29 protein-coding genes and 18 tRNA genes are annotated in these 18,813 nt (G+C 60.1%); 15 read left to right on the top strand and 32 right to left on the bottom strand.

Features of this window, described 5'->3' with window-relative positions; genetic code table 11:
* The first annotated feature begins 515 nt into the window (after positions 1 to 515).
* The gene (locus JQ597_RS00455; RefSeq protein WP_212261665.1) at positions 516 to 662 is read left to right on the top strand and encodes a hypothetical protein; all 147 of its coding nucleotides are present in this window, start codon (positions 516 to 518) and stop codon (positions 660 to 662) included.
* Positions 663 to 713: 51 nt separating this feature from the next.
* Here JQ597_RS00455 and JQ597_RS00460 read toward each other — a convergent pair whose 3' ends face one another.
* On the bottom strand, positions 714 to 1,010 hold the full coding sequence (locus JQ597_RS00460) for a putative quinol monooxygenase (protein ID WP_212261668.1): 297 nt from the start codon (positions 1,008 to 1,010) through the stop codon (positions 714 to 716).
* A gap of 137 nt (positions 1,011 to 1,147) precedes the next feature.
* Here JQ597_RS00460 and JQ597_RS00465 point away from each other — a divergent pair, with 137 nt between their 5' ends.
* Positions 1,148 to 1,345 (top strand): hypothetical protein, encoded by a 198-nt coding sequence (locus tag JQ597_RS00465; protein ID WP_212261671.1) that lies wholly within the window; start codon positions 1,148 to 1,150, stop codon positions 1,343 to 1,345.
* 205 nt (positions 1,346 to 1,550) lie between these two features.
* Here JQ597_RS00465 and JQ597_RS38010 read toward each other — a convergent pair whose 3' ends face one another.
* Positions 1,551 to 1,679 carry a hypothetical protein gene (locus JQ597_RS38010; protein ID WP_283813377.1) on the bottom strand — a complete coding sequence of 43 codons (129 nt, stop codon included), beginning with the start codon at positions 1,677 to 1,679 and terminating at the stop codon, positions 1,551 to 1,553.
* A 175-nt stretch (positions 1,680 to 1,854) separates the two neighbouring features.
* Here JQ597_RS38010 and JQ597_RS00470 point away from each other — a divergent pair, with 175 nt between their 5' ends.
* Complete coding sequence (locus tag JQ597_RS00470; protein ID WP_192735784.1) at positions 1,855 to 2,079, top strand: hypothetical protein; 225 nt, start codon at positions 1,855 to 1,857, stop codon at positions 2,077 to 2,079.
* A 329-nt stretch (positions 2,080 to 2,408) separates the two neighbouring features.
* Here the strand turns inward: JQ597_RS00470 and JQ597_RS00475 are convergent, their stop codons facing one another.
* The 4 genes from JQ597_RS00475 to JQ597_RS00490 all read right to left on the bottom strand — a co-directional run bounded on the left by JQ597_RS00475 (position 2,409) and on the right by JQ597_RS00490 (position 4,365).
* Complete coding sequence (locus JQ597_RS00475) at positions 2,409 to 2,546, bottom strand: hypothetical protein (protein WP_212209431.1); 138 nt, start codon at positions 2,544 to 2,546, stop codon at positions 2,409 to 2,411.
* 218 nt (positions 2,547 to 2,764) lie between these two features.
* Positions 2,765 to 2,998 carry an antibiotic biosynthesis monooxygenase family protein gene (locus JQ597_RS00480; protein WP_212261674.1) on the bottom strand — a complete coding sequence of 78 codons (234 nt, stop codon included), beginning with the start codon at positions 2,996 to 2,998 and terminating at the stop codon, positions 2,765 to 2,767.
* A 430-nt stretch (positions 2,999 to 3,428) separates the two neighbouring features.
* Positions 3,429 to 3,716, bottom strand: a complete 288-nt coding sequence (locus tag JQ597_RS00485) for a hypothetical protein (RefSeq protein ID WP_212261677.1) — start codon at positions 3,714 to 3,716, stop codon at positions 3,429 to 3,431.
* A gap of 151 nt (positions 3,717 to 3,867) precedes the next feature.
* Positions 3,868 to 4,365, bottom strand: a complete 498-nt coding sequence (locus JQ597_RS00490; protein WP_212261679.1) for a hypothetical protein — start codon at positions 4,363 to 4,365, stop codon at positions 3,868 to 3,870.
* Here JQ597_RS00490 and JQ597_RS00495 point away from each other — a divergent pair.
* The 3 genes from JQ597_RS00495 (at position 4,364) to JQ597_RS00505 (ending at position 6,065) form a co-directional block, all read left to right on the top strand.
* A complete protein-coding gene (locus JQ597_RS00495) occupies positions 4,364 to 4,816 on the top strand; it encodes a VOC family protein (protein WP_212261681.1) in 453 nt (150 codons plus the stop codon). The genes JQ597_RS00490 and JQ597_RS00495 overlap by 2 nt on opposite strands.
* A 50-nt stretch (positions 4,817 to 4,866) precedes the next feature.
* Positions 4,867 to 5,094 carry a hypothetical protein gene (locus tag JQ597_RS00500; RefSeq protein ID WP_212261684.1) on the top strand — a complete coding sequence of 76 codons (228 nt, stop codon included), beginning with the start codon at positions 4,867 to 4,869 and terminating at the stop codon, positions 5,092 to 5,094.
* A gap of 326 nt (positions 5,095 to 5,420) precedes the next feature.
* The gene (locus tag JQ597_RS00505; RefSeq protein WP_212261687.1) at positions 5,421 to 6,065 is read left to right on the top strand and encodes a glutathione S-transferase family protein; all 645 of its coding nucleotides are present in this window, start codon (positions 5,421 to 5,423) and stop codon (positions 6,063 to 6,065) included.
* A gap of 3 nt (positions 6,066 to 6,068) precedes the next feature.
* Here the strand turns inward: JQ597_RS00505 and JQ597_RS00510 are convergent, their stop codons facing one another.
* Together JQ597_RS00510 and JQ597_RS00515 are read right to left on the bottom strand one after the other, a co-directional pair.
* Positions 6,069 to 6,323 carry a porin gene (locus tag JQ597_RS00510; RefSeq protein WP_212261690.1) on the bottom strand — a complete coding sequence of 85 codons (255 nt, stop codon included), beginning with the start codon at positions 6,321 to 6,323 and terminating at the stop codon, positions 6,069 to 6,071.
* A gap of 31 nt (positions 6,324 to 6,354) precedes the next feature.
* Entirely contained in the window at positions 6,355 to 6,612 is a 258-nt protein-coding gene (locus JQ597_RS00515; protein ID WP_192735778.1) for a PilZ domain-containing protein, read from the bottom strand.
* Positions 6,613 to 6,860: 248 nt separating this feature from the next.
* On the opposite strand from JQ597_RS00515, the gene JQ597_RS00520 reads away from it, so the two are divergent.
* Together JQ597_RS00520 and JQ597_RS00525 are read left to right on the top strand one after the other, a co-directional pair.
* Positions 6,861 to 6,935 (top strand) — tRNA-Glu (locus JQ597_RS00520).
* A 527-nt stretch (positions 6,936 to 7,462) separates the two neighbouring features.
* Positions 7,463 to 7,645 carry a hypothetical protein gene (locus JQ597_RS00525; protein WP_212261693.1) on the top strand — a complete coding sequence of 61 codons (183 nt, stop codon included), beginning with the start codon at positions 7,463 to 7,465 and terminating at the stop codon, positions 7,643 to 7,645.
* Positions 7,646 to 7,797: 152 nt separating this feature from the next.
* Here JQ597_RS00525 and JQ597_RS00530 read toward each other — a convergent pair whose 3' ends face one another.
* The 4 genes from JQ597_RS00530 to JQ597_RS00545 all read right to left on the bottom strand — a co-directional run bounded on the left by JQ597_RS00530 (position 7,798) and on the right by JQ597_RS00545 (position 8,952).
* Complete coding sequence (locus JQ597_RS00530; RefSeq protein WP_212261696.1) at positions 7,798 to 8,097, bottom strand: hypothetical protein; 300 nt, start codon at positions 8,095 to 8,097, stop codon at positions 7,798 to 7,800.
* A 454-nt stretch (positions 8,098 to 8,551) separates the two neighbouring features.
* Positions 8,552 to 8,627, bottom strand: a tRNA-Trp gene (locus tag JQ597_RS00535).
* 166 nt (positions 8,628 to 8,793) lie between these two features.
* Positions 8,794 to 8,871, bottom strand: a tRNA-Gln gene (locus JQ597_RS00540).
* A gap of 4 nt (positions 8,872 to 8,875) precedes the next feature.
* Positions 8,876 to 8,952 (bottom strand) — tRNA-Glu (locus JQ597_RS00545).
* A 7-nt stretch (positions 8,953 to 8,959) separates the two neighbouring features.
* Between JQ597_RS00545 and JQ597_RS00550 the strand changes: the two genes are divergently transcribed.
* Complete coding sequence (locus JQ597_RS00550) at positions 8,960 to 9,271, top strand: hypothetical protein (RefSeq protein WP_212261698.1); 312 nt, start codon at positions 8,960 to 8,962, stop codon at positions 9,269 to 9,271.
* Positions 9,272 to 9,277: 6 nt separating this feature from the next.
* Here JQ597_RS00550 and JQ597_RS00555 read toward each other — a convergent pair.
* The 17 genes from JQ597_RS00555 to JQ597_RS00635 all read right to left on the bottom strand — a co-directional run bounded on the left by JQ597_RS00555 (position 9,278) and on the right by JQ597_RS00635 (position 12,031).
* Positions 9,278 to 9,356: transfer RNA gene (locus JQ597_RS00555), tRNA-Pro, on the bottom strand.
* Between the two features lie 7 nt (positions 9,357 to 9,363).
* A tRNA-Arg gene (locus JQ597_RS00560) sits at positions 9,364 to 9,442 on the bottom strand.
* Positions 9,443 to 9,493: 51 nt separating this feature from the next.
* Positions 9,494 to 9,569: transfer RNA gene (locus tag JQ597_RS00565), tRNA-Asn, on the bottom strand.
* Positions 9,570 to 9,760: 191 nt separating this feature from the next.
* Positions 9,761 to 9,834: transfer RNA gene (locus JQ597_RS00570), tRNA-Gly, on the bottom strand.
* A gap of 32 nt (positions 9,835 to 9,866) precedes the next feature.
* Positions 9,867 to 9,951 (bottom strand) — tRNA-Tyr (locus JQ597_RS00575).
* Between the two features lie 73 nt (positions 9,952 to 10,024).
* A tRNA-Arg gene (locus tag JQ597_RS00580) sits at positions 10,025 to 10,100 on the bottom strand.
* Between the two features lie 25 nt (positions 10,101 to 10,125).
* Entirely contained in the window at positions 10,126 to 10,662 is a 537-nt protein-coding gene (locus JQ597_RS00585) for an HNH endonuclease (protein WP_212261700.1), read from the bottom strand.
* Positions 10,663 to 10,717: 55 nt separating this feature from the next.
* Positions 10,718 to 10,793 (bottom strand) — tRNA-Asp (locus JQ597_RS00590).
* A 25-nt stretch (positions 10,794 to 10,818) separates the two neighbouring features.
* Positions 10,819 to 10,901 (bottom strand) — tRNA-Leu (locus JQ597_RS00595).
* Positions 10,902 to 10,949: 48 nt separating this feature from the next.
* Positions 10,950 to 11,035: transfer RNA gene (locus JQ597_RS00600), tRNA-Lys, on the bottom strand.
* Between the two features lie 43 nt (positions 11,036 to 11,078).
* Complete coding sequence (locus JQ597_RS00605; RefSeq protein ID WP_212261703.1) at positions 11,079 to 11,222, bottom strand: hypothetical protein; 144 nt, start codon at positions 11,220 to 11,222, stop codon at positions 11,079 to 11,081.
* A 16-nt stretch (positions 11,223 to 11,238) separates the two neighbouring features.
* Positions 11,239 to 11,312, bottom strand: a tRNA-Ile gene (locus JQ597_RS00610).
* A 6-nt stretch (positions 11,313 to 11,318) separates the two neighbouring features.
* Positions 11,319 to 11,393: transfer RNA gene (locus tag JQ597_RS00615), tRNA-Val, on the bottom strand.
* Between the two features lie 8 nt (positions 11,394 to 11,401).
* Positions 11,402 to 11,476: transfer RNA gene (locus JQ597_RS00620), tRNA-Val, on the bottom strand.
* A 4-nt stretch (positions 11,477 to 11,480) separates the two neighbouring features.
* Positions 11,481 to 11,565 (bottom strand) — tRNA-Leu (locus tag JQ597_RS00625).
* Positions 11,566 to 11,594: 29 nt separating this feature from the next.
* Positions 11,595 to 11,669, bottom strand: a tRNA-Thr gene (locus JQ597_RS00630).
* Positions 11,670 to 11,836: 167 nt separating this feature from the next.
* Positions 11,837 to 12,031: a hypothetical protein gene (locus JQ597_RS00635; RefSeq protein ID WP_192735774.1), complete on the bottom strand. Its 195-nt coding sequence runs from the start codon at positions 12,029 to 12,031 to the stop codon at positions 11,837 to 11,839.
* Positions 12,032 to 12,278: 247 nt separating this feature from the next.
* Here JQ597_RS00635 and JQ597_RS00640 point away from each other — a divergent pair, with 247 nt between their 5' ends.
* The 3 genes from JQ597_RS00640 to JQ597_RS00650 are packed head-to-tail and all read left to right on the top strand — an operon-like array spanning position 12,279 to position 14,146.
* Entirely contained in the window at positions 12,279 to 12,473 is a 195-nt protein-coding gene (locus JQ597_RS00640) for a hypothetical protein (RefSeq protein WP_212261706.1), read from the top strand.
* 18 nt (positions 12,474 to 12,491) lie between these two features.
* On the top strand, positions 12,492 to 12,887 hold the full coding sequence (locus JQ597_RS00645) for a nuclear transport factor 2 family protein (protein WP_212261709.1): 396 nt from the start codon (positions 12,492 to 12,494) through the stop codon (positions 12,885 to 12,887).
* Positions 12,888 to 12,913: 26 nt separating this feature from the next.
* On the top strand, positions 12,914 to 14,146 hold the full coding sequence (locus JQ597_RS00650) for a Zn-dependent hydrolase (RefSeq protein WP_212261712.1): 1,233 nt from the start codon (positions 12,914 to 12,916) through the stop codon (positions 14,144 to 14,146).
* 181 nt (positions 14,147 to 14,327) lie between these two features.
* Here the strand turns inward: JQ597_RS00650 and JQ597_RS00655 are convergent, their stop codons facing one another.
* Positions 14,328 to 15,104: an outer membrane protein gene (locus JQ597_RS00655; RefSeq protein ID WP_212261715.1), complete on the bottom strand. Its 777-nt coding sequence runs from the start codon at positions 15,102 to 15,104 to the stop codon at positions 14,328 to 14,330.
* Between the two features lie 277 nt (positions 15,105 to 15,381).
* Here JQ597_RS00655 and JQ597_RS00660 point away from each other — a divergent pair, with 277 nt between their 5' ends.
* Together JQ597_RS00660 and JQ597_RS00665 are read left to right on the top strand one after the other, a co-directional pair.
* A complete protein-coding gene (locus JQ597_RS00660; protein WP_212261718.1) occupies positions 15,382 to 16,419 on the top strand; it encodes a PrsW family glutamic-type intramembrane protease in 1,038 nt (345 codons plus the stop codon).
* A gap of 110 nt (positions 16,420 to 16,529) precedes the next feature.
* Positions 16,530 to 17,117, top strand: a complete 588-nt coding sequence (locus JQ597_RS00665; RefSeq protein WP_212261721.1) for an HdeD family acid-resistance protein — start codon at positions 16,530 to 16,532, stop codon at positions 17,115 to 17,117.
* Between the two features lie 103 nt (positions 17,118 to 17,220).
* Here JQ597_RS00665 and JQ597_RS00670 read toward each other — a convergent pair whose 3' ends face one another.
* Entirely contained in the window at positions 17,221 to 17,379 is a 159-nt protein-coding gene (locus JQ597_RS00670; RefSeq protein WP_192735767.1) for a hypothetical protein, read from the bottom strand.
* Between JQ597_RS00670 and JQ597_RS00675 the strand changes: the two genes are divergently transcribed.
* Positions 17,366 to 18,451, top strand: coding sequence for a 3-deoxy-7-phosphoheptulonate synthase (locus tag JQ597_RS00675; protein ID WP_212261724.1), 1,086 nt, complete (start codon positions 17,366 to 17,368; stop codon positions 18,449 to 18,451). The genes JQ597_RS00670 and JQ597_RS00675 overlap by 14 nt on opposite strands.
* 112 nt (positions 18,452 to 18,563) lie before the next feature.
* Here the strand turns inward: JQ597_RS00675 and JQ597_RS00680 are convergent, their stop codons facing one another.
* Positions 18,564 to 18,806, bottom strand: coding sequence for a hypothetical protein (locus JQ597_RS00680; protein WP_212261727.1), 243 nt, complete (start codon positions 18,804 to 18,806; stop codon positions 18,564 to 18,566).
* Between the last annotated feature and the right edge of the window lie 7 nt (positions 18,807 to 18,813).

Below are 18,813 nucleotides of genomic sequence, written 5' to 3' on the forward strand. Positions count from 1 at the left end.
GGGATCGTTGACCTCGCCGGTTGGCGCGCGCACCCGCACGATCCCGTACGCACTTGTCCGCAGCAAATCCACAGCCAAATCACAGGCCGCAAAACGGGTTTTCAGGCGTTGCGCCCAATGCTTGCTGCGCACCCGTCCACACCCCGGCGGACAGAACGCATCGAGCTTTCTCTTCAAGCAGAATACGCATCGGCACAGCCTGGACCAGCCCAACATGGTCGAATGGATCTGCCCAGGAGTTGGGGAGACACGTGAAGCACTGCGCAAGCGAATCCGAAATATCGAAGCAAGACTCCTTTTGTTCTTCGAAGAACGAACAGGGGGCGCGCTTTCCGGACCGGCCGCCCCTTAAGATCGGGTTACTTCGCGAGCGCTCGCCGACGGCAAACCGCATCGTGGCCCCTCGCCGCCTCCCGCCAAGCTGCCTGATCGGAGCGCTCCGGACACGATGCTGTTCGCATCGTCGCGATCGAACCTTTTTGGCGCGATTTGGACCTATCCGAAAAGGTGCTGACATGACCCAGGCAGATCACTACCGCGACCAGTCCATCCGAGCCAAGCGTTTGGCCCGCGCCGCCAAGGATCCCGAGGCCTCGAAGAAGCTCAACGAGATGGCCGAGGAATTCCGGCTCTATGCCGAACGGCTGGAGAAGATCCTCTAAGGCCCGCAGGCGACAAGAAGCGGTGCTTGCGCGTCACGGCTTGCAGCGCTGCTACCGCGGAATTGATTCCGCGCGATAGATCCTGGTCCCGGTGGTTTCGACGATCCGGCCCTTGAGCGATCTGACGAACGCTTTCGAACCTTCAACGGCGAAGTGGGCGCGCAGGGCTGCCTCGTCCGCCCATTGCTCGAAGAAAAACAGGCGCATCGGATTTTGGCAGTCGACATGCACGTCATGCGAGATGCAGCCGGGTTCCGTCCGCGAGCGCTCGACATGATCAAGGCAGGCGGCCAGCACCTCATCAAAGCTGTCCTCGCGCGTCAGAATACTCCCTGTCACCAAGATCATCTCGGCATCCCCTGCACATCTCGCCGGTCCCTGCCCGGTACCGGTCCGCTCCGCCATTAACCCAATTCGCCGTTAACCCAATCCCTTTACAAAGTGTAAACGACCGCCTGACAGCTTTTGGTCAGGAGGATAATCTCATGCTTGTTTATCCCGTACCTGTTGAAGTGACGCAGGCCAGAATCCAGCTCCTTGTCGACCAAACCGCCAAGGCGCCGCCCAATACGATCAACGAAGACCTGAAGGCCGTCTACGACGCCAAGGCGCTGGCGCAGCAAGCGCAGATCGAACAACACGCCCAGGCCGAGCCAACCGCCTTGGTCGACGTCAAGGCCTAACCATTGGGGAGTGAGCCTGGTCCCTCCGCGCTGCCGGCGACGTGCCGCCGGGGGACAGGGCTCGTTCGACCGACAATTTCATTTTCTGCGTTTAATGCGGAGCGACGGCCATTGTCGACCGGCGCTCTGTGCTGGGATACTGCGTCCGCCATTCGCCAATCCGGCGCGGGCCTTTCAGTCCCGATGAGGTGCCCTGCCTTGCAGCCTATTTTGGCGGCTGAAGGCCCGCGCTCGTGGCCCATTTTTCCAGGTTTTCGATCACCCTGTCATGGCTCGCGCGCTTGGGAGGTTTTGATTCCTTCGGAAGTTTCGGAAGCTTGATTTCCTTTTCCATGACCGCACTCTCCTTGTCATGGAATCTACTTCCGAGCACATCTTATATCAACACTTAACTTATTGATTTTATTTGTATATTTTACTAAAATGACTTTCTCTCGGCAATTTGAGGAACCAAAGCGAACTGCTCCGAGTTAGGCACTTACTCATTTGTCTAAAGTTGAGGCAGGCACATGACCGACATGCGGGGCGAACGCTTACAAATCATGCTCTCTCCCGAAGAAATGACCGTTCTCGACGACTTCCGCTTCAAGCACCGGATGCCAACCCGCGCGGCGGCGGTACGCGAGCTGTTGCGGTTGGGATTGACGGTCGCACCGACGGATGGCGACGGCCAGAAGTCGAGCCATTACGGCGTGTTCAACCGCGGCTCTGACGGCCACCGGGAAGAAGCGTAACCGCGACCTGAGCTGCAAGGCTTGGTCGACGCATCCGCGTTACGTTGGGCATGGCGCAACGGCCCGCCGTCAATGCATCAGATGCGGCGCGATCACCGATACGCCAGCAACGCACCCAGGCTCCCGGGCGACGGACACTTTCATCCGCGCCGTTTCGCTATCCGTAATCGGCAGAACGACGAAGAACATGATCGCGAGCACGATCAGGCAATTCGCTGGCTCCTCCGTTTACCCAGCAATGACGGAAGAAGCCGCGCGAATATCTGTGCGGGATCACGCTCTCGACGCCCGCGCTTTAACGCCGTGGCGACGCGCGCAAGCAAACCTCATCAGGCCGCGCGTTTCGGACGGTCCTGCTGCGCAAAATATTCCAGGATCTGAATGCGGATTTCCTCGGCGATCGGGCCTTCGACCCGGCGCATGCGGTTCCAGAGCCTGATGATTTCGCGCTGTTTCTCGATGTCCATGAATCAACCTCCAGGGAATGATTGAATAGAACATAACAAGAACATTTTCGCAAGTGCTCCGTGGATCAGATGCGCGCGGAAATCGGTTTGAACCAATTGCGCGTTGCGGTGACTTATGGATGAGTAGTCCCCCAGACACTCATCCCCATCAGAAAGCCCTGCTTCCCCCGAGCGGGGCTTTCGCTTGTGTAGCTGTAACCCCGCGCGTGCACGTCTTGCTAATCGTGGATGCTGGCCACCGCATAAAGCTCGGGCTCGAATTTTTCCGCGAGCTTGCCTGCAGCCATCATATGCTCTTTGCATTCGGGATTGCGCTGCATGGCCTCGAAATACTCTTTCGATCGCCATTGGGCATAATTCGCGACGTGCTTGCCGCTAAGGCTGCGTTGAATGTTGGCAGAGACGAATCCCGGCTGACGCTTCATGACCTTGTCAGTCGCCTCGTCCAGCAATTTGACGAGTTCGCAACATCGAGGAGAGGCTCTCGCGTCGAGTTACCATCCGCGACCAACCTTCAAAGGGGGACCTCGGCTCCGCTTTTGTTCTCGGAGAACGAACAGAGTCCGCAATTTTGCGGACGAGCAATCGTAAATAATTGGAAAACAAAAGACCACGCGGGCGTTACGCCGCGTGGCCTTCAGCGAGACTGTCCCCCTAGGCCCTCCAGAGATTCCGTCTCGCGACGCATAATGTGCGGACGGGCTCGCCTGTCCAGCCCACGGTCGAATTACCCACAGTTCAGACGCGCCGGCATTCGTCTCGTTTCGCGATCGACTTCCGGGAATCAGCGGCGCTTGGCCCGCCCGGCGCGCTCACCTTTCCCGCAACGGTGATAGCTGTGGTCGAGCACAAGAAGCTTGTCCGGCGAAATCAGCTTCAGGGTCAACGAACCCGGACCGCGGCCTCGCCTTCGTTCGAAACGAAGCCCGACGCGCTCAGCGAACCGTCAGGCCGACGCACGACACGCTTGATGTCATGGGCGGAGGCAAAAAACGTAACCGTGTTCGCTCCGATTTTCAGCAGCCCATCACTTTCGGGATTCGAGCAGTCGGCAGCCTCGAAGGCCCACAATCCCTGGACCGATTTCGGCAGTACGTTCGCGTGGGCCGTGTCCTGGAACAGAACCAGCAGTCCCGAGATCAGAACTCGCTTCAAGCCGTCAATTTCCACAGCTCATTCATCATTGAACCTTTGATGGCCTCGCGCGTCTAACTATCGAAGCGTCGAGATTTGTCCCCATCTCCGCTTCTCTCAGAGAGCCCCGCTTCCCCAGGCGGGGCTTTCGCTTGAGTCGCAGCAAAGCCGCCCGCTTCGGATCCACTCAACGTGCGCCTCCGCTTTGCTTTTCACACCGAAAATAGATCTCTCCCTTGGCCTGAAGCTTGTTGGGATCAATCAGCTTAAGCGTGATTGAACCGTTGGACCGACCATCGTCTGCAAAACCATACCCTGTTCCCTTTAGTGAGCCGTCCTTTAGCCGGGTAATGCGCTTGATTTGAAAGCCATGCTCGTAAAACAGCACTGTCCGCGGTTCGACCGTCATCCCGGATTCGCTGGACTGCTCTGTGCACGCAGCGGCGTCAGAGGCCCACTTCCCCAGCATGCTGGTGGGAAGTTGGTCGGCTGCATGAGCCGTACCGGAGATCAGAAGAGCGCCAAGCAGGTATTTCATGCTGCCATCACTTTCCCAGCCACACCGCCATGTAAAGGACCCAGGGTAGCGCCCAAACAGCATCATGCCCCCTGCCCCGTGGCGAATTTTGCTGCTATTCAAGCCCCGAACCAAAAACCAAGCCTCGCAAAGGGAGCCAAGAAACATGCGTTTTCTCCACACCATGCTGCGCGTCCGCAATCTCGATGCCGCGATGAAATTCTATCACGATGCGCTCGGGCTGAAGGAAGTGCGCCGGATCGACAACGACAAGGGCCGCTTCACGCTGGTGTTCCTGTGCGCCGCCGAAGACGAAGGCCTGCTCAAGGCCTCGCCGGCCACCCGCGGCGCGCCGCTTGTCGAACTCACCTACAATTGGGACGAAGAGAAATACGGCGAAGACCGCTATTTCGGCCACCTCGCCTATGAGGTCGAAGACATCTACGCCACCTGCGACCGGCTGATGAAGATGGGCATCACCATCAATCGCCCGCCGCGCGACGGCAACATGGCGTTCGTCCGCTCGCCGGATCTGCATTCGATCGAGCTCTTGCAGAAGGGTGACCCGAAGCCGCCGGCCGAGCCGTGGACCTCGATGCCGAACACCGGCCACTGGTAGGCCTCTTTGTTTTGACGCGTTTTCTTGACGCGAACCGGCATCCACATCGCTTGAAAACGCTACGGTACAACTTCTTCGTGCACGTCCGCCATCCCAGCTACCGGCTGGTGACGAAAGCGGACGTGCCGTTTCCCTCAGGCACCTCGGAAGACGAATGGAAGTTGACGCGTAGCCGCGAGGCCGGCGACGTCAACGCCGAGGTGCGCGACGCCGTCGATCGAGACGGCTATTCGCTGTTTCGAATCGGACTGTCGCTCTCCGATATTCCACAATCATAACGCGGCACCGCGTGCGCAGTTTCGGTCCGCGCAAAGGAACAAGACACTCGCCCACACGTTCTCTCCTCGATTGATATTTTGGAGGATACGAGGATGGGACGAGGAATTTTGTTGTGGCTGTTGGGCGTGCCGATACCGATAATCCTTCTGTTGTGGTTGTTCTTCGGCCGCTGACGGCAAGCGTAGGTGACAGGCTCCGTCGCGACGCGGCGGAGCCTGTTTTTTTGTTTAGTCCAGGCCAAGGCAGCCCGCGCTTTTTTGCCGATCTTCCGCTATGAACCGGTTGCAAGAAGATCACCGCAAGAAAACCGCTGGGAGCAAAACACGTGGCTGACAACAAACAACAACTCACCATCTGGGGCCGGGCCAATTCGGTCAATGTTCAAAAAGTGCTGTGGTGCCTGCGCGAGCTCGAGCTCGCCTATGACCGCATCGATGCCGGCATGCAGTTCGGCAAGAATAATGAAGCGCCCTACCTTGCGATGAATCCCAATGGCCGCGTGCCGACGCTGATCGACGGCGATTTCGTGCTGTGGGAATCCAATTCGGTGATGCGCTATCTCTGTCTCGCCTACGGCCAGAATTCGTCGATCTATCCGCAAAGTCCGCAGGCCCGCGCGGCCGTCGACCGCTGGCTGGATTGGACGCTGTCGACCCTGCAACCGGTGGACCGGCCGGTGTTCTGGGCGCTGGTGCGCACGGCGCCGGAAAAACGCGACATGGTCCAGGTCCAGAAGGACGCCGACGCCGAGGCCGTGCAATGGCGGATCGTCGACGCACAAGTGGCAACGCGCCGCTATATCGAAGGCGATCAGTTCACGATCGCCGATATCGCGCTCGGTGCTTTTGCGCGGCGCTGGTTCGGCGTCGAGGGCATCACAAAACCGAAACTTTCGAACCTCGAGCGGTGGTTCGCGCAGATCTCGGAGCGCGCCGGATTTGTGAAGTTTATCGCGCCGCCGATGACCTGACGCTCAGCGCGATCGAGCCGATGTGCCGGCCTCGATACTGATGGCACCGCCGACCTTCGCGCAGGTCTCTGTGCCCTCGACCCTGACGAATCCCGCCCCATACGCCGCGCATGGATTGCTTGATGTCGCTCCCTTCAGCGGAAGCAGCTTGTCCGACGGGGCGCTTTTGCCGGACTTCTGATGGCCGGATGGTTCGGCGGCAAACGCCGCCACGCCAGTCAGCACCAGAACCGGGATCGCAAGGAGGGATTTTCGCATCCCGCCTTTTATCTCCCCGCGCCGCGGGGCGCTAGCGGACGAACTTGATGCCGACCGACTTGCCCCGGCGCCAGACCACTTCGCAGTTTCGCCCGGTCCGGGCGTCGCGCGAAAACGCCAGCTTCAATTTGGCGGGCAGCGTGTTGGGATCGTCGATCGTGACCTTGGCGCCCGTCGTGGACATGTCCTGCACCACGCATGGGCGCGCCGCGAAGCCGCCGTCCAGCGTGATCCACCCGGATTGATGCAGCGATTTGCGCGACTCGCGCTTTTTGGTGCCCAAGGCCATGTCAGAAGTTCCCCTGCCACCAGCCCTACTCCAGGCGGCTTTAAAATCCGTTGCAAAACATCGGTTGTTTTGGCCGGTCCCCCTTGCCGGTGCGGGCCGGAAGCGCCCGGAAAAAGGCAGTTTCAGGCCGCTTGCCCGCCCGGCAAAACGCCACTATACGTTCGCCGGTCGCTGGCCTGATCCAACCCGATTAACGGCGACCAACACGGTGCATCATGCTGTAAAGCACTGATTTTCCGGTTGTTTTTGCTCCCTTCGTCTATCGGTTAGGACGCCACCCTTTCACGGTGGAGAGAGCGGTTCGATTCCGCTAGGGAGCGCCAGTCGCTTTCGTGTCATTTTGATCTTCCTCACGATTTGACCTCTTTTCTCAAACGCTCAGATTCGGTTTGGCTAAGTCTGTTCTCCCTATGGTCGTCCAGCTGCTCGATCGCACATCGCTCGCTGCGCCTCTGCGCGTGTACTGAACGCCGTCGGCGTCGGTCTGCGCCCACGTCATCATGTGGACGTCGACCCTTGCCGTGCCGACGTTGAGCATCAACTCGTAAGCAGTCCGCTGCTTTGTTCCGAGAGGCGAGCGAGCCTCGAAGGCCGCCATTTCGGTCGGGCGCCAGCGCCGAACCGGTTTTGAGTTTGGCCGCTTCGTTAGACGTGGATCATCCAACTTCGTGGACACCGGGTTCCGTCTTGAGGGAGCGGATCGGCGCCAATTAACGCTGCGACTAGTTCAACCGAATTCGCGCGACCTTTTGGCCTGTTCCGTAGGGAACAGCGCCACGAGAATTTATCCGTCAATGTCGCAATCAGCCGAGGCAATGGTGCCATCGGGAAAAGGGACCAGGAGAGCGACATGAAATCGGATTATCAGATTGAGGCAACCGAAATGATGGACGAGCAGCTTGAGGCTGTAAGCGGCGGCGGTGTCATTACAGGCTTCGGGGTGCGGACAGATCAGCGGATCGCGTTGCAGCAACAGCTTACCGCGGCGTATGCCCGCACCAATCCAACCGACTACTACGGCTATTTTGGCTGACAGTTTGAGTTTTAAGACGCTCGGGAGGCCGCCCCGCTGGCGGCCTCTTTCGATGATCTGAACGCTCAGTCCTTGAGGCAAGAGACCGAGGAGGATGGGACTAAGCATTTCCAGCGATTTGCCAGGCCCCTCGGGGCGGCTTACGCGCGCCTTTAGAGCGTTCGCCAAATCTCATCATGGAGCGTGTTGGGCACAAAGAGGCCCGCCGCCTTCTTGATCAGCTCCAGGTATTTTTGATCACCAAGAAGCTTCAGCCCCATAGCCTCGTACTGGGCCAAGTTCTCGTAGTTGGCAATCCAAGCCATGCGAGCAGCATTACCTCCAACCGGAACAGCTATTTTCAGATCGATGCCCGTAGTTGTTTTTACTTGGGTACTGATCTCGTTTGCGAATGCCATTGCTGCCGACAACATTCCAGGCGCGACGCTAACACTCCTCTGAACCAAAATCATCGAAACCTCCCTTAGGATTTATCTTGGAAAGGGTGAAAAGCACGAATGCATTGCAGCGCAATGCTGATCCCAGAAACTCCGCAAACCTTGACCCAGATCAAGCAAGCCGGCCCATTGCCGCTTTCCGAAATTCGCTCGCCTCCAGACGTATTTGAGCTACGAAATGCGTACAACTACCAAGTTTTCCCGACTCTACTTTTCTGCAATCTGACCGACTGTTAGCCTTTGATCGGCGCTCCCGCTGAGCGCCGGGTTTGATAGATTACGCCTGCATCAAACCCGAAACCCCGTCCGAGGAAGCGACTGCCACGGACGGAATTTCCCCGCGTGGCCGCGCTCGCTTCAAGATGAGTGAACTCGGAGCCACTCGATTGCGATCGCTGGTGGGCGCCCACCGCGCGCAAACGAATTCATTCCTGGGCGCGGCAATCATTTCTCAATGCCACGGAAAAAATGGCGGGAGAACCAAGCCTCGAACCTGGAACCTCTGGTTTTGGAGACCAGCGCTCGTCCACTTGAGCTTCACTCCCCAGCTTGGTCCCGACCCACGGTGCTGCCCCGTGTTTTCCTGCGCCACAAGCAAGCGTCCTAGCTGATAGACGAGGTCGGAAGGGCAATGGTCGCTCGTAACGGTTTCGAACCGTCCTGTTCGCCGTTATGAGCAGCAAGCCCTCCCGAGAGGCCGAGCGATGGATTTGGTGAGCGCGGCTGGATTCGAACCAGCGGTCACCGGAATCAAAATCCGGCGCCTTAGACCAACTTGGCGACGCGCCCGCAATGGCGCTCCCTACCGGATTCAAACCGGTGACCTTCACCGTGAATGGGTGTTATCCTGGACCGCCAGACGAAGGGAGCGGCTACGGTGATAAAGAAAGCGAAGAAGACCAAAAGGGCGATCGCGAAAAAGTGGAAACCGAAATCGGTAAAGAAACGGCCGCTAACGCAACGGGAAAAGTCGGTCGCTGCACGGCTTGATGAGCTTGGTGTCAGCCATGAAGCCGCCGCGCAAATGCTTCAGATAACCTCGGAGATCGACCGGCTATTTGGAGCCGGTCCCAAGCTGCAACTGAACCGAAGGCTCACCGCAGCGCGAATCGCATTCGAAGATGGGATTCTCAACTCCAATGGTATCAAGGACAGCGTCGCGGCAGCCAGGAAGGCGGCTGATCTGTGATTGGCGTGGTCAGTCTGGCTGGATTCGAACCAGCGATCCCCTGCTTCCAAGGCAGGTAGGGACGACCAGGCTCCCCTACAGACTGTAGACATTGGCCGACCTGGAGGGACTCGAACCCCCGGCCTCCGCGTTCGTAGCACGGCGCTCTGACTCCAACTGAGCTACAGGTCGTTGACGGTACATGCTCCTGTCTTGCATCGACGCATCGGCCGACAACAGGATTGGCTCCCGCCCACGGTTTCGAACCGCGCTACCCCGGTTAACAGCCGGGCGCCCTCACCGAGATGGCTCGGCGGGAATGAGGTGGTGGAGAGTGCCGGTACCGCCCCGGCCGCTTCGATCTTGCAAGGATCAAATGCACCCTTGTGCACTCCCCGTGATGGTGTCCAGAGTCAGTGCCGCCCTGACCTCCTCGGCGTTTCAAACCGATGCTTTCACTGGATTAGCTTCCTGGACGGCGAACTGCGTAACGCGCGCAGTTTCGCAAGATGGCGCGGACCAGCGGAATCGAACCGCTATCAATGCGCGGGCAGCGCATGGCACTCCCAATATACCAGGTCCGCGGGTTTAGACGGCTGTTGGCGAATCCAGGGGATGGTGGGTAACCGCGGAATTGAACCGCGCGTGCGCAAAGGCGCAGGCTTTACAGGCCCGCTCAGTCACCAGACTTGGCGTTACCCCAAATGTCCCGAAGACCTGCCGTAGAACCGAAGCTCTGCGCTGGCAGGAGCCGCACGTTCTGGACATCAATCCTGGCCACCACGATAGGACTCGAACCTACATCCTCAACCTTCGGATGGTCGCGCTCATCCAGTTGAGCTACGTGGTGATTACCGCCGGCCGTGGCCGGCGGCTTATTTCTCGAGTTCGACATCCCAGTACAGGAAGTCGCGCCAGGTCTCGTGCAGGAAGTTCGGCGGGAAGTGCCGCTGCGCAGCCATAAGCTGATGCACCGTGGGCTCGAACGGCTTCCGGCGGGGTTTCTGCAGTCGCGTGTCTTTCCGCATATTGCAGGGGCTGCATGCCGTGGCGATGTTCTCCCATGATGTCACGCCGCCGCCGGCGCGCGGCAGGACATGGTCGAAGGTGAGATCGCTCGGGCGGTGCTGGACGGCGCAGTACTGGCAAACGAAGTGATCCCGGAGGAACACGTTGAACCGGGTGAAGGCAACCCTGGTCGGCGGCCGCACATAACAGCGCAGCGCGATCACCGACGGCAATTTCATCTGGATCGACGGGCTCCGGGCGACCTCGTCGTATTCAGCGACGACGACGTGAGATCCCTTGACGACCGCCTTGATGGCGTCCTCCCAGCCGAACAGGCTGAGCGGGAAGTAACTCAGCGGCTGGAAATCCGCGTTGAGCACCAGCGCGGAGCAATACTGGAACATGAAAACCTCCTCGCGTTGATGCTGATCACGGAATTCTTTCAAGGTGAATTCGCAGTGGCGCCCCTGACGAGAATCGAACTCGCCAAAACTCGATCGACAGTCGAGCCCCGTCGCCAGCTGGGTCCAGGAGCGGTTTGAGAGAGAAATTCTGCAAAATGGTGCGGCCGCCGAGACTCGAACTCGGATGCACAAGGCGCACGCCCCTCAAGCGCGGGTGTCTACCGTTCCACCACAGCCGCAGCGTTGATTTCTTGTGTTCCTGACCCGGTCGGGAATCTCTTTCGAAGTGGAGGACCAGGTCGGACTCGAACCGACGGTGACTTGCGTCGACGGATTAAGAATCCGCTCCCTTGGCCGCTGGGGGCACTGGTCCTTGATTGGAGAATCCGGGTGGTTTCGAACCACTTGCGCACGGCTTAAAAGGCCGCTCCATCTCCAGTCAGGTTTAACGCTCCGGATCCATCGTCTCGATGGTTTGCGGCGACCAGCCGCGCCGGTTTCGCAAGGTGTGCCTTGAAGGCATCGTTGCGTTCCGTCACAGGCGAAAAAACGATGATCATGTTGGCTTCCTTTGATTGGTGCTCCCGTCAGGAATCGAACCTGCATCAACCGCTTATCGAGCGGTCGCACTGCCATTGTGCTACAAGAGCGTGAATTGGTGCGCCTTCACGGAATCGAACCGCGGACAACCGCCATGTCGCGGCGGTACTCTGCCACTGAGCTAAAAGCGCATGATTGGTGGTGCCCCCGGCTCGGATCGAACGAGCGTATGTCGGTGCGTAAAACCGATGCCTTACCGCTTGGCTACGGGAGCGTGATGGTGCGAGCGGAGGGAATTGAACCCCCACGGGCAAGCCCGTCGCAGTCTGAGTGCGGTGCGTCTACCAGTTTCGCCACGCTCGCGTTACGTATTGAAGATCACACTCGACGATTGGTGCTGGCGGGAGGGCTCGAGTCTCCGCGCTTCGGTTTACAAAACCGCTGCTCTCCATCTGAGCTACGCCAGCTCTAGAAAAATTTACAAACGGCCGGGACAACCCCGGCCAACAGAAATTGCTTCGCTGCCCTGAAACCACCGTTTGCCGCCCCACCAAAGGGGACCAGTACCGGATCAGCGGGCCGTCTTATGTCCTTGCAGGGACGGCCATCCTGAATTCGAAATCGCTTGAAATGATCAAGCGTCCTCACGACGCCGGCAATTGTCCGCCGGCTGCGCTCGGTTGATGTAATCGAGATAGACTTGCTCGGCCTCGGCCTCGGAGATGCCGCGGCGCTGCGTCACGATGCGCACGAAGGCATGCGCCACCGGCGAGGACAAAATCCTCTGGCGGTCACGGTCCTCGAGTCCTGTGGTGCTGTCGCGGGTCATCTTCGCTCTCTGCCTTGAGGCAGAGGGTAGATTCCCGCTGCCGATTTACGCTCTCGCTGTCCTGGTGGTCCCGAGATTTTCGGGCGCCAGATAGCTCGGACCTTGCTTCGCCACGCACATGCGCGACCAATCGCACGGCCGAATAAACGGCAGCGCGGCGGCGGCTTTCGCGACGATATGTGAGCGTAGGCTCAACATGGCTTCGGTCCTTAAGAGCGCCGGCGGATTCCGGCGAAGGGGCGTTGGTATGCGCAGAAGATTGAAAATTCGTCAAGGGATCGAAGCAAACATTTTTCTGAACGGCATCGCGCTTGTTGGATCATCTCGCCGCGTCGGTGCGGGACAACCGCCTCAAAATAATGGAGATTTGACTCGTTCGCGCCGGTTCGCTCTGCTGCCGAACGTGATCGAAAAAATGCTCATCAGCCGGTACACTTTCTAAGCCAGGGATTGTTGGAGCGTGAATAAAATCATGGCGCCCTCCTCCACCGAACGCGACGATCTGTTCAAAGGCTTCGCCCGCGCCCTGTTCAAGGGAGACATGGTTGCGCTCTATTCCGTGGTGACGCCTGACTTTCTCTGGACCTTTCACGATGGCCTGGCGGTAACCAAATCCCTCGCCGGCGCCGCCGCCATTGCCGAACATCTCGCCGAGCAAAAGGCCCTGTTCTCGGCGCAACGCTTCCATGACGTGGCCTATCACCACGCCAATGATATGACCTTCATGACGTTCCGTGTCAGCGAAACCGTGCGCGCCACCGGTGAACAGCGCGAACAACGCGGCGTCGAGTGTTATACGTTTCGCGATGGAAGGCTCGCGACCAAGGATGTTTATCGCAAGCCGACCGGCCCCTGACTGCCAATCAAGGAGAGGCACCAGCAATGCCCGACAAGACCCTTCCCTTCGACGGCGCCCGCGTTCTCGCCGACCTCCATACGTTGCGTGGCATCGGCGCCTACAAGACCGGTGTCCACAAGCCGACCTTCTCGGAGCCGCATATGCGCTCGCTGGAATGGCTGGTGCAGCGGCTTCCCGAGGCGGGCCTTGTCGCCGAGATCGACGGCATCGGCAATGTGCTGGGCACCAGCACGAAACCGGGCCCGAAACTGTTGGCGGGCTCGCATCTCGAAAGCCAGAATTACGCGGGCTGGCTCGATGGTCCGCTGGGTGTCATCTATGCGCTTGAAGCCGCCCGCGTCATCAATCCGGATCCGAGCATCAAGGGCGCCGTCGAGGTCGCATCCTGGTGCGATGAGGAAGGCCATTTCGGCAGTTTCCTCGGCAGCCGTTCCTATGTCGGCGCTCTCACCGAGGCTGACGTCGACGCCGCGCGCGACCGCAACAGCGATCGCACCATGCGCGAGGCGCTACGCGAAATCGGCCTCGCCGGCCGCCCGCGCGCCACCGCCGAACGCGGGCGCCACATCGGATATCTCGAAGCGCATATCGAACAGGGTCAGACCCTCGAGGGCGGCGCGCTCAATATCGGCGTCGTCACCTCCATCGTCGGTATCTGGCAATACCGAATCACCTTCACCGGCGAGCAAAACCACGCCGGCACGACGCGGATGGCCGTGCGCAAGGACGCTGGCCTCGCGCTGGCGAAATTCTGCGTCGATATCGACGAACGGTTTCCGAAAGCCTGCGGGCCGCGCACGGTTTGGACCACCGGTTCGATCAGGCTTGATCCGGGTGCGCCGAGCATCATCCCGGGATCCGCGGAAATGCTGTTCCAGATACGCGACGACGACCCCGCTGTGATCGATCGCCTGGAGGATTTGCTGCGAAGCATGGCCGCCGACGTCAGCGCGCGCGGCCCCTGCACGGTTGCGGTGGAGCGCATTCGCACTGGCGCGCCCGCGATGATGGACGCCTCGTTCCAGCAAGCGATCGAAGCTGTGAGCAAGGCGCTTGCCGGCGGCAGGTCGATCCGCATGCCCAGCGCCGCCGGTCACGACGCCCAGATTCTCTCGACCATCATGCCGTCAGGCATGCTGTTCGTGCCCTCGATCGGCGGCATCAGCCATCACTGGACCGAGAACACTGATGACGCCGACATCGTCACCGGCGCCGCGGTGTTTGTCGACGCTTGCCGGCGCCTCTTGGCGGGCTAAGCACGCCAACGCTCATTGCGCCTGCAGGTCGAAATCGGCCTCGCTACGCGCCAAGCCGATTGCACGACGGTCATCTCGGTGCGTCTGCTCTCGCCACAAAAAAAGCCCCGGACGATGCCGGGGCTTTTAATTAGTCTCGGGAAGAACTCAGTACCTGGTACCAGGCTCAGTCCTTCAAGGCTCAGTACCTTGCGACGACCGGGCCACCCCAGTTGAACTTGTAGTTCACACCAACCAGCGCGGTGGAAACTTCCAGCTTCGTGCGGACACGGTCCGGGAATCCGACAGCGGCGGGCGCAGTCGTAAACGCGACGTCCTTGTGACCGAAGTCCATGTAATTGTATTCGCCGAACACCGACCAGCCCGGAGCGAACATCCATTCGAGACCGCCGCCGATGGTCCAGCCACTGCGGCTGACGCCGTAAGCGGTTTCGGACAGCAGCACGCCACCCGGCTGGAAGATCTCATAGTCAGACTTGGTCCAGGCGCCACCACCCTTGATGTAGCCGAGCAACTGGGGCGTGAACAGGTAGCCCAAGCGGCCCGTTACCGTGAAGATGTCCTTGGTGGTGACATCGGACCTGAAGGTCGGGAACGCCGTCAGGAAATGCGAGTGGTCGATGCGCGCGTAGTTGTACATGCCCTGGATGCCGAGCACCCAATTGCCCGCGAACTGGTAGTCGCAGCCGATCTGCGCGCCGCCGACGAAATCACTGCCGTCGCTTGAACCGTAATTGGTCGCCGGAACAACCAGTCCGACGCCGATGACTTCGGTGCGTTCCTGCGAGGTTCGTGCCCAGCCGCCGCCGATGTTGCCGCCGATGTAGCAGCCGGTCCAGTTGTACACCACGACCGGAGCCGGAGGCGGCGCCTTGGCGTAACGGGGAGCCATATCGGCCGCGACAGCCGATCCAGTCATTGCAACCGCAGCAAGCATTCCCAGTGCAAATTTCTTCATGTTGATTCCCCTTGGGCCAATATTGCTGCCAATGGTTGTAGAGGAATTAGGCAGCTAATGCTGTGGCGCGGCGGTCACAGTCAGGAGGAAAGAGTTGGGATCGAAGTTCCCGCGATCAACGCCCTTGCCCGCTCCCGAATTGCTGGGAAACCCATCTCGAAACGTAACAATTAGCCAGTCCGCCCCTCGCCTTTTGGCGACAACAAGTCGCGTTTGCCTTCCTTGCAAAGCGCTGAATTTACGGCCATTTTCGATCCATCCGAACAAAGTCCCCTAAATGCTCCTGCTTCAATCCCTCCCGACCGTCATCGGCGTCGCCGCGATCGCGCCCGCGTTGCTTTTGCTGTGGCTGGTCATCGCCGCTGACGAGCGCCCCGGCCCGCCAGCGCAGGTGTGGATCGCATTCGTGCTGGGCGCGGCCAGTATTTCGCTGCTCGGAATCGCACGGGCGCCGTTTGCCGCGATTCTCGCGGTCCCCGGAAATCCCTGGATGACCCAGGGGCTCCGCTCGGTGTTCGGCGTTGCCGCGCCTGAGGAGATCGTCAAGGTGATCGTAATCATCGCGGTGTCGTGGAAGCGTCGCACCTTTGCCGATCCGATGGACACCGTCGTTTACGGCGCAGCCGCGGGCCTCGGATTCGCAGCCTACGAAAATCTGGCGTACCTGGTGCAGCACGCCGACATGTGGCGATCGCTGGCGGCATTGCGCAGCGTCCTCACCGTGCCGTTCCACGGTGCGCTCGGCATTATCGCCGGCGCCTATATCGCGATCGCACGTGCGGGCACGGCGCTCGGTGCCAACAGGCACAATCGCGACCTCGCCCGCATCTCGAGCTGGATGCTGGCCCTGTTTGCGCCGGTCGCGCTGCATGCGGCGTTCGATTTTCCGCTGCTGATTCTGCAAAAGCATCCCGATCTCGGCTCCACCACGCGGATGCTGCTGGGAACGGCAAGCCTGATCATCGGCTTCAGCTCGATCGGATTTGCGGCGCGGCTGGTGCGGCGCGTCGGCCGCCATCACGCGCCGCGCACCGAGATTGCGCGCGAGCGGCTGAGCCAGTTGCGGCGAATGTGGGCGCTGCTGGTCGTGGGCGGCGGTGCAGGTTTTGCGGGCGTGTCGTTCCTGCTGACCTCGCTGCACCACTGGTTCATCAATCCGGAACGCAACGCCTCGCTGGTTCTGATCCCGATCGGTTTCACATCGATCCTGATCGGCCTCGCCCTGCTGGTCGCGACCACGGCTGTCTACGTCTTTGGCCGTAACCGGATGCGCACGACGTCGGAGGGCTTTTCGTCGGCGAGCGAGGCTGGTTAGCGCCTCAGCTAAAATTGGACGCATTTTCAACCCGCCAATTCCTTGCGCCAACCATTCCTGTTCGCTCGAAAACGCTCTAGTATCGGCCCGTGCGTAGCGGGAGAGCTGTGATGACCCTTCCCCAAGATATGCTTCCCAAGGACATCGCCAAATTGCAGTCCGACATGGGCGCCGCCGTGAAGGCGCATTGGAAAGCCTTCCTGTTCGAAGGCATTCTGCTGGCGGTGCTCGGCCTGGCCGCAATGATCGTGCCGCCGCTGGCAAGCCTGGCGGTGACCATATTCCTCGGCTGGATGTTCCTGATCAGCGGGATCGCCGGGCTGGTCGTCACCTATTGGGCCCGGCAGATGCCGGGCTTCTGGTGGTCGCTGTTTTCCGCAGCGCTGGCCGTGCTTGCCGGCCTCGTGCTGTTGGCGCGGCCGATGCAGGGCGTGCTGACGCTGACCATCGTCGTCGGCGCCTACTTTCTGATCGAAGGCGTCACCACCATCATGTACGCGCTGGAGCACCGCCGCGAATTGTCCGGGCGCTGGTCCTGGCTGCTGGTCTCCGGACTGATGGACATCCTGATCTCGTTCCTGATCATTGCCGGCCTTCCGGGTTCAGCGGAATGGGCGATCGGTCTCCTGGTCGGGATCAACCTGGTGCTTGGCGGCGCGTCGCTGGTCGGCATGGCGCTCGCCGCGCGCAAGGCCTGACACGGGCTGGCGCTGCGCGAGCCAATTCCACCGCCGATTGGGGGATGACAAGTCCCGATGCGTGAGCTATAGAGCCGGCCATGATCATGATCGCCGCCAGCAACTATTGGTATTTTAGCTTCGACAGCTCGCTGGCGGTGGGAGGATCACGCGCAATCTGAATAATTGCAGCAAATAATCCGAACAGCCGCCAAATCCTGGCGGCTTTTTTATTGGCCGGCAGGTTCTTCAAAACAGGAGCCAGAGCCGTGTTGAGCACCACCGACGATCTTCGAATAAGCGAACTGAAAGAGCTGACGACGCCGCAAGAGGTCATGCGCGAGATACCGCGCACTTTGACCGCCACGCGCATCGTGATGGCGGCGCGCAACGCCATCCACGCGATCCTGAACGGAACCGATGACCGGCTTCTGGTCATTGTCGGACCCTGCTCGGTGCACGATCCCGCTGCTGCCGTCGAATACGCCGAGCGCCTCGTCGCCCTGCGCGAGCGGCTGGCCGACCGCCTCGAGATCGTGATGCGCGTCTATTTCGAGAAGCCGCGCACGACAGTCGGCTGGAAGGGATTGATCAACGATCCCGGCCTCGACGGCAGCTTCGACATCAACAGGGGCCTGCGTCTCGCCCGCAACGTGCTTTCAGCGGTGAACAATCTTGGTCTGCCGGCCGGCACCGAATTCCTCGACATGACGACGCCGCAATACATCGCCGACCTGGTGGCGTGGGCGGCGATCGGCGCGCGCACCACGGAAAGCCAGATCCATCGCGAACTCGCGTCCGGACTTTCCTGCGCGGTCGGCTTCAAGAACGGAACCGACGGCAATGTGCGCATCGCGGCCGAGGCCGTGAAGTCGGCGTCGCATCCCCACCATTTCATGGCGGTCACCAAGGGCGGACGCTCGGCGATCGCGGCTACGACCGGCAATGATGACTGCCACATCATCCTGCGCGGCGGCAGCAAGCCGAACTATGCCGCTGACAGCGTCGATGCCGCTTCGGCCGAACTCACCCGTTCAGGCGTGACACCGCGGATCATGATCGACACCAGCCACGCCAACAGCAGCAAGAAGCCCGAGAACCAGCCATTGGTTGCGGCCGACATCGCGCAGCAGATATCCGCTGGTGAAACACGCATCACGGGCGTGATGATGGAGAGCAATCTCGTCGCGGGCCGCCAGGATGTGGTGCCGGGCAAGCCGCTCACCTATGGTCAGAGCATCACGGACGGCTGCATCGACTGGGAAACCACCGTGCAGGCGCTCAACGTCCTGGCCGACGCCGTCGAGGCGAGACGGGGCTTGGCGCGCCGACCGTTCAATGAACGGTCGGCTTAAGAATCCATGGTCGACCAAAACGTTACAGCCAGAGTCTGCTCAAGCTGATGAAGCAGACTCTGGCCGGTCAAGCCGATCAATCGTGGTGTGGAGCGGCCTTTGTGCCCCGCGCCTAGCAGCCGCGGCAGATGCTCTTGATCTTTTTGTCGAGGAGAGCATTTTCCTTGCTCAGGGGATCGTTCGGATCGTTCAAATTTTTCTCGCTGGGAACGTCGCTGGCGCGTGGCTGGCGATGACCGATTGGCGCCTGGATCACCGGCTTGTCCGAATTTTTCGGCACCGTTGAGCCTTGCGCGAACACGTCCGGACTACCGGTCAGAACCAGAAGCGCCACCGACAGGATCAATTTTCGCATTTTGGTT

The organism is Bradyrhizobium sp. AUGA SZCCT0177 (assembly GCF_018130125.1).
GTDB lineage: Bacteria > Pseudomonadota > Alphaproteobacteria > Rhizobiales > Xanthobacteraceae > Bradyrhizobium.

Coding starts and splice junctions, on each gene's coding strand:
- JQ597_RS00455 (WP_212261665.1), top strand. CDS start 516: ATGACCCAGGCAGATCACTACCGCGACCAGTCCATCCGAGCCAAGCGT.
- JQ597_RS00460 (WP_212261668.1), bottom strand. CDS start 1,010: ATGATCTTGGTGACAGGGAGTATTCTGACGCGCGAGGACAGCTTTGAT.
- JQ597_RS00465 (WP_212261671.1), top strand. CDS start 1,148: ATGCTTGTTTATCCCGTACCTGTTGAAGTGACGCAGGCCAGAATCCAG.
- JQ597_RS38010 (WP_283813377.1), bottom strand. CDS start 1,679: ATGGAAAAGGAAATCAAGCTTCCGAAACTTCCGAAGGAATCAAAACCT.
- JQ597_RS00470 (WP_192735784.1), top strand. CDS start 1,855: ATGACCGACATGCGGGGCGAACGCTTACAAATCATGCTCTCTCCCGAA.
- JQ597_RS00475 (WP_212209431.1), bottom strand. CDS start 2,546: ATGGACATCGAGAAACAGCGCGAAATCATCAGGCTCTGGAACCGCATG.
- JQ597_RS00495 (WP_212261681.1), top strand. CDS start 4,364: ATGCGTTTTCTCCACACCATGCTGCGCGTCCGCAATCTCGATGCCGCG.
- JQ597_RS00490 (WP_212261679.1), bottom strand. CDS start 4,365: ATGTTTCTTGGCTCCCTTTGCGAGGCTTGGTTTTTGGTTCGGGGCTTG.
- JQ597_RS00510 (WP_212261690.1), bottom strand. CDS start 6,323: ATGCGAAAATCCCTCCTTGCGATCCCGGTTCTGGTGCTGACTGGCGTG.
- JQ597_RS00515 (WP_192735778.1), bottom strand. CDS start 6,612: ATGGCCTTGGGCACCAAAAAGCGCGAGTCGCGCAAATCGCTGCATCAA.
- JQ597_RS00525 (WP_212261693.1), top strand. CDS start 7,463: ATGAAATCGGATTATCAGATTGAGGCAACCGAAATGATGGACGAGCAG.
- JQ597_RS00530 (WP_212261696.1), bottom strand. CDS start 8,097: ATGATTTTGGTTCAGAGGAGTGTTAGCGTCGCGCCTGGAATGTTGTCG.
- JQ597_RS00585 (WP_212261700.1), bottom strand. CDS start 10,662: ATGTTCCAGTATTGCTCCGCGCTGGTGCTCAACGCGGATTTCCAGCCG.
- JQ597_RS00605 (WP_212261703.1), bottom strand. CDS start 11,222: ATGATCATCGTTTTTTCGCCTGTGACGGAACGCAACGATGCCTTCAAG.
- JQ597_RS00635 (WP_192735774.1), bottom strand. CDS start 12,031: ATGACCCGCGACAGCACCACAGGACTCGAGGACCGTGACCGCCAGAGG.
- JQ597_RS00640 (WP_212261706.1), top strand. CDS start 12,279: ATGCGCAGAAGATTGAAAATTCGTCAAGGGATCGAAGCAAACATTTTT.
- JQ597_RS00650 (WP_212261712.1), top strand. CDS start 12,914: ATGCCCGACAAGACCCTTCCCTTCGACGGCGCCCGCGTTCTCGCCGAC.
- JQ597_RS00655 (WP_212261715.1), bottom strand. CDS start 15,104: ATGAAGAAATTTGCACTGGGAATGCTTGCTGCGGTTGCAATGACTGGA.
- JQ597_RS00660 (WP_212261718.1), top strand. CDS start 15,382: ATGCTCCTGCTTCAATCCCTCCCGACCGTCATCGGCGTCGCCGCGATC.
- JQ597_RS00665 (WP_212261721.1), top strand. CDS start 16,530: ATGACCCTTCCCCAAGATATGCTTCCCAAGGACATCGCCAAATTGCAG.
- JQ597_RS00680 (WP_212261727.1), bottom strand. CDS start 18,806: ATGCGAAAATTGATCCTGTCGGTGGCGCTTCTGGTTCTGACCGGTAGT.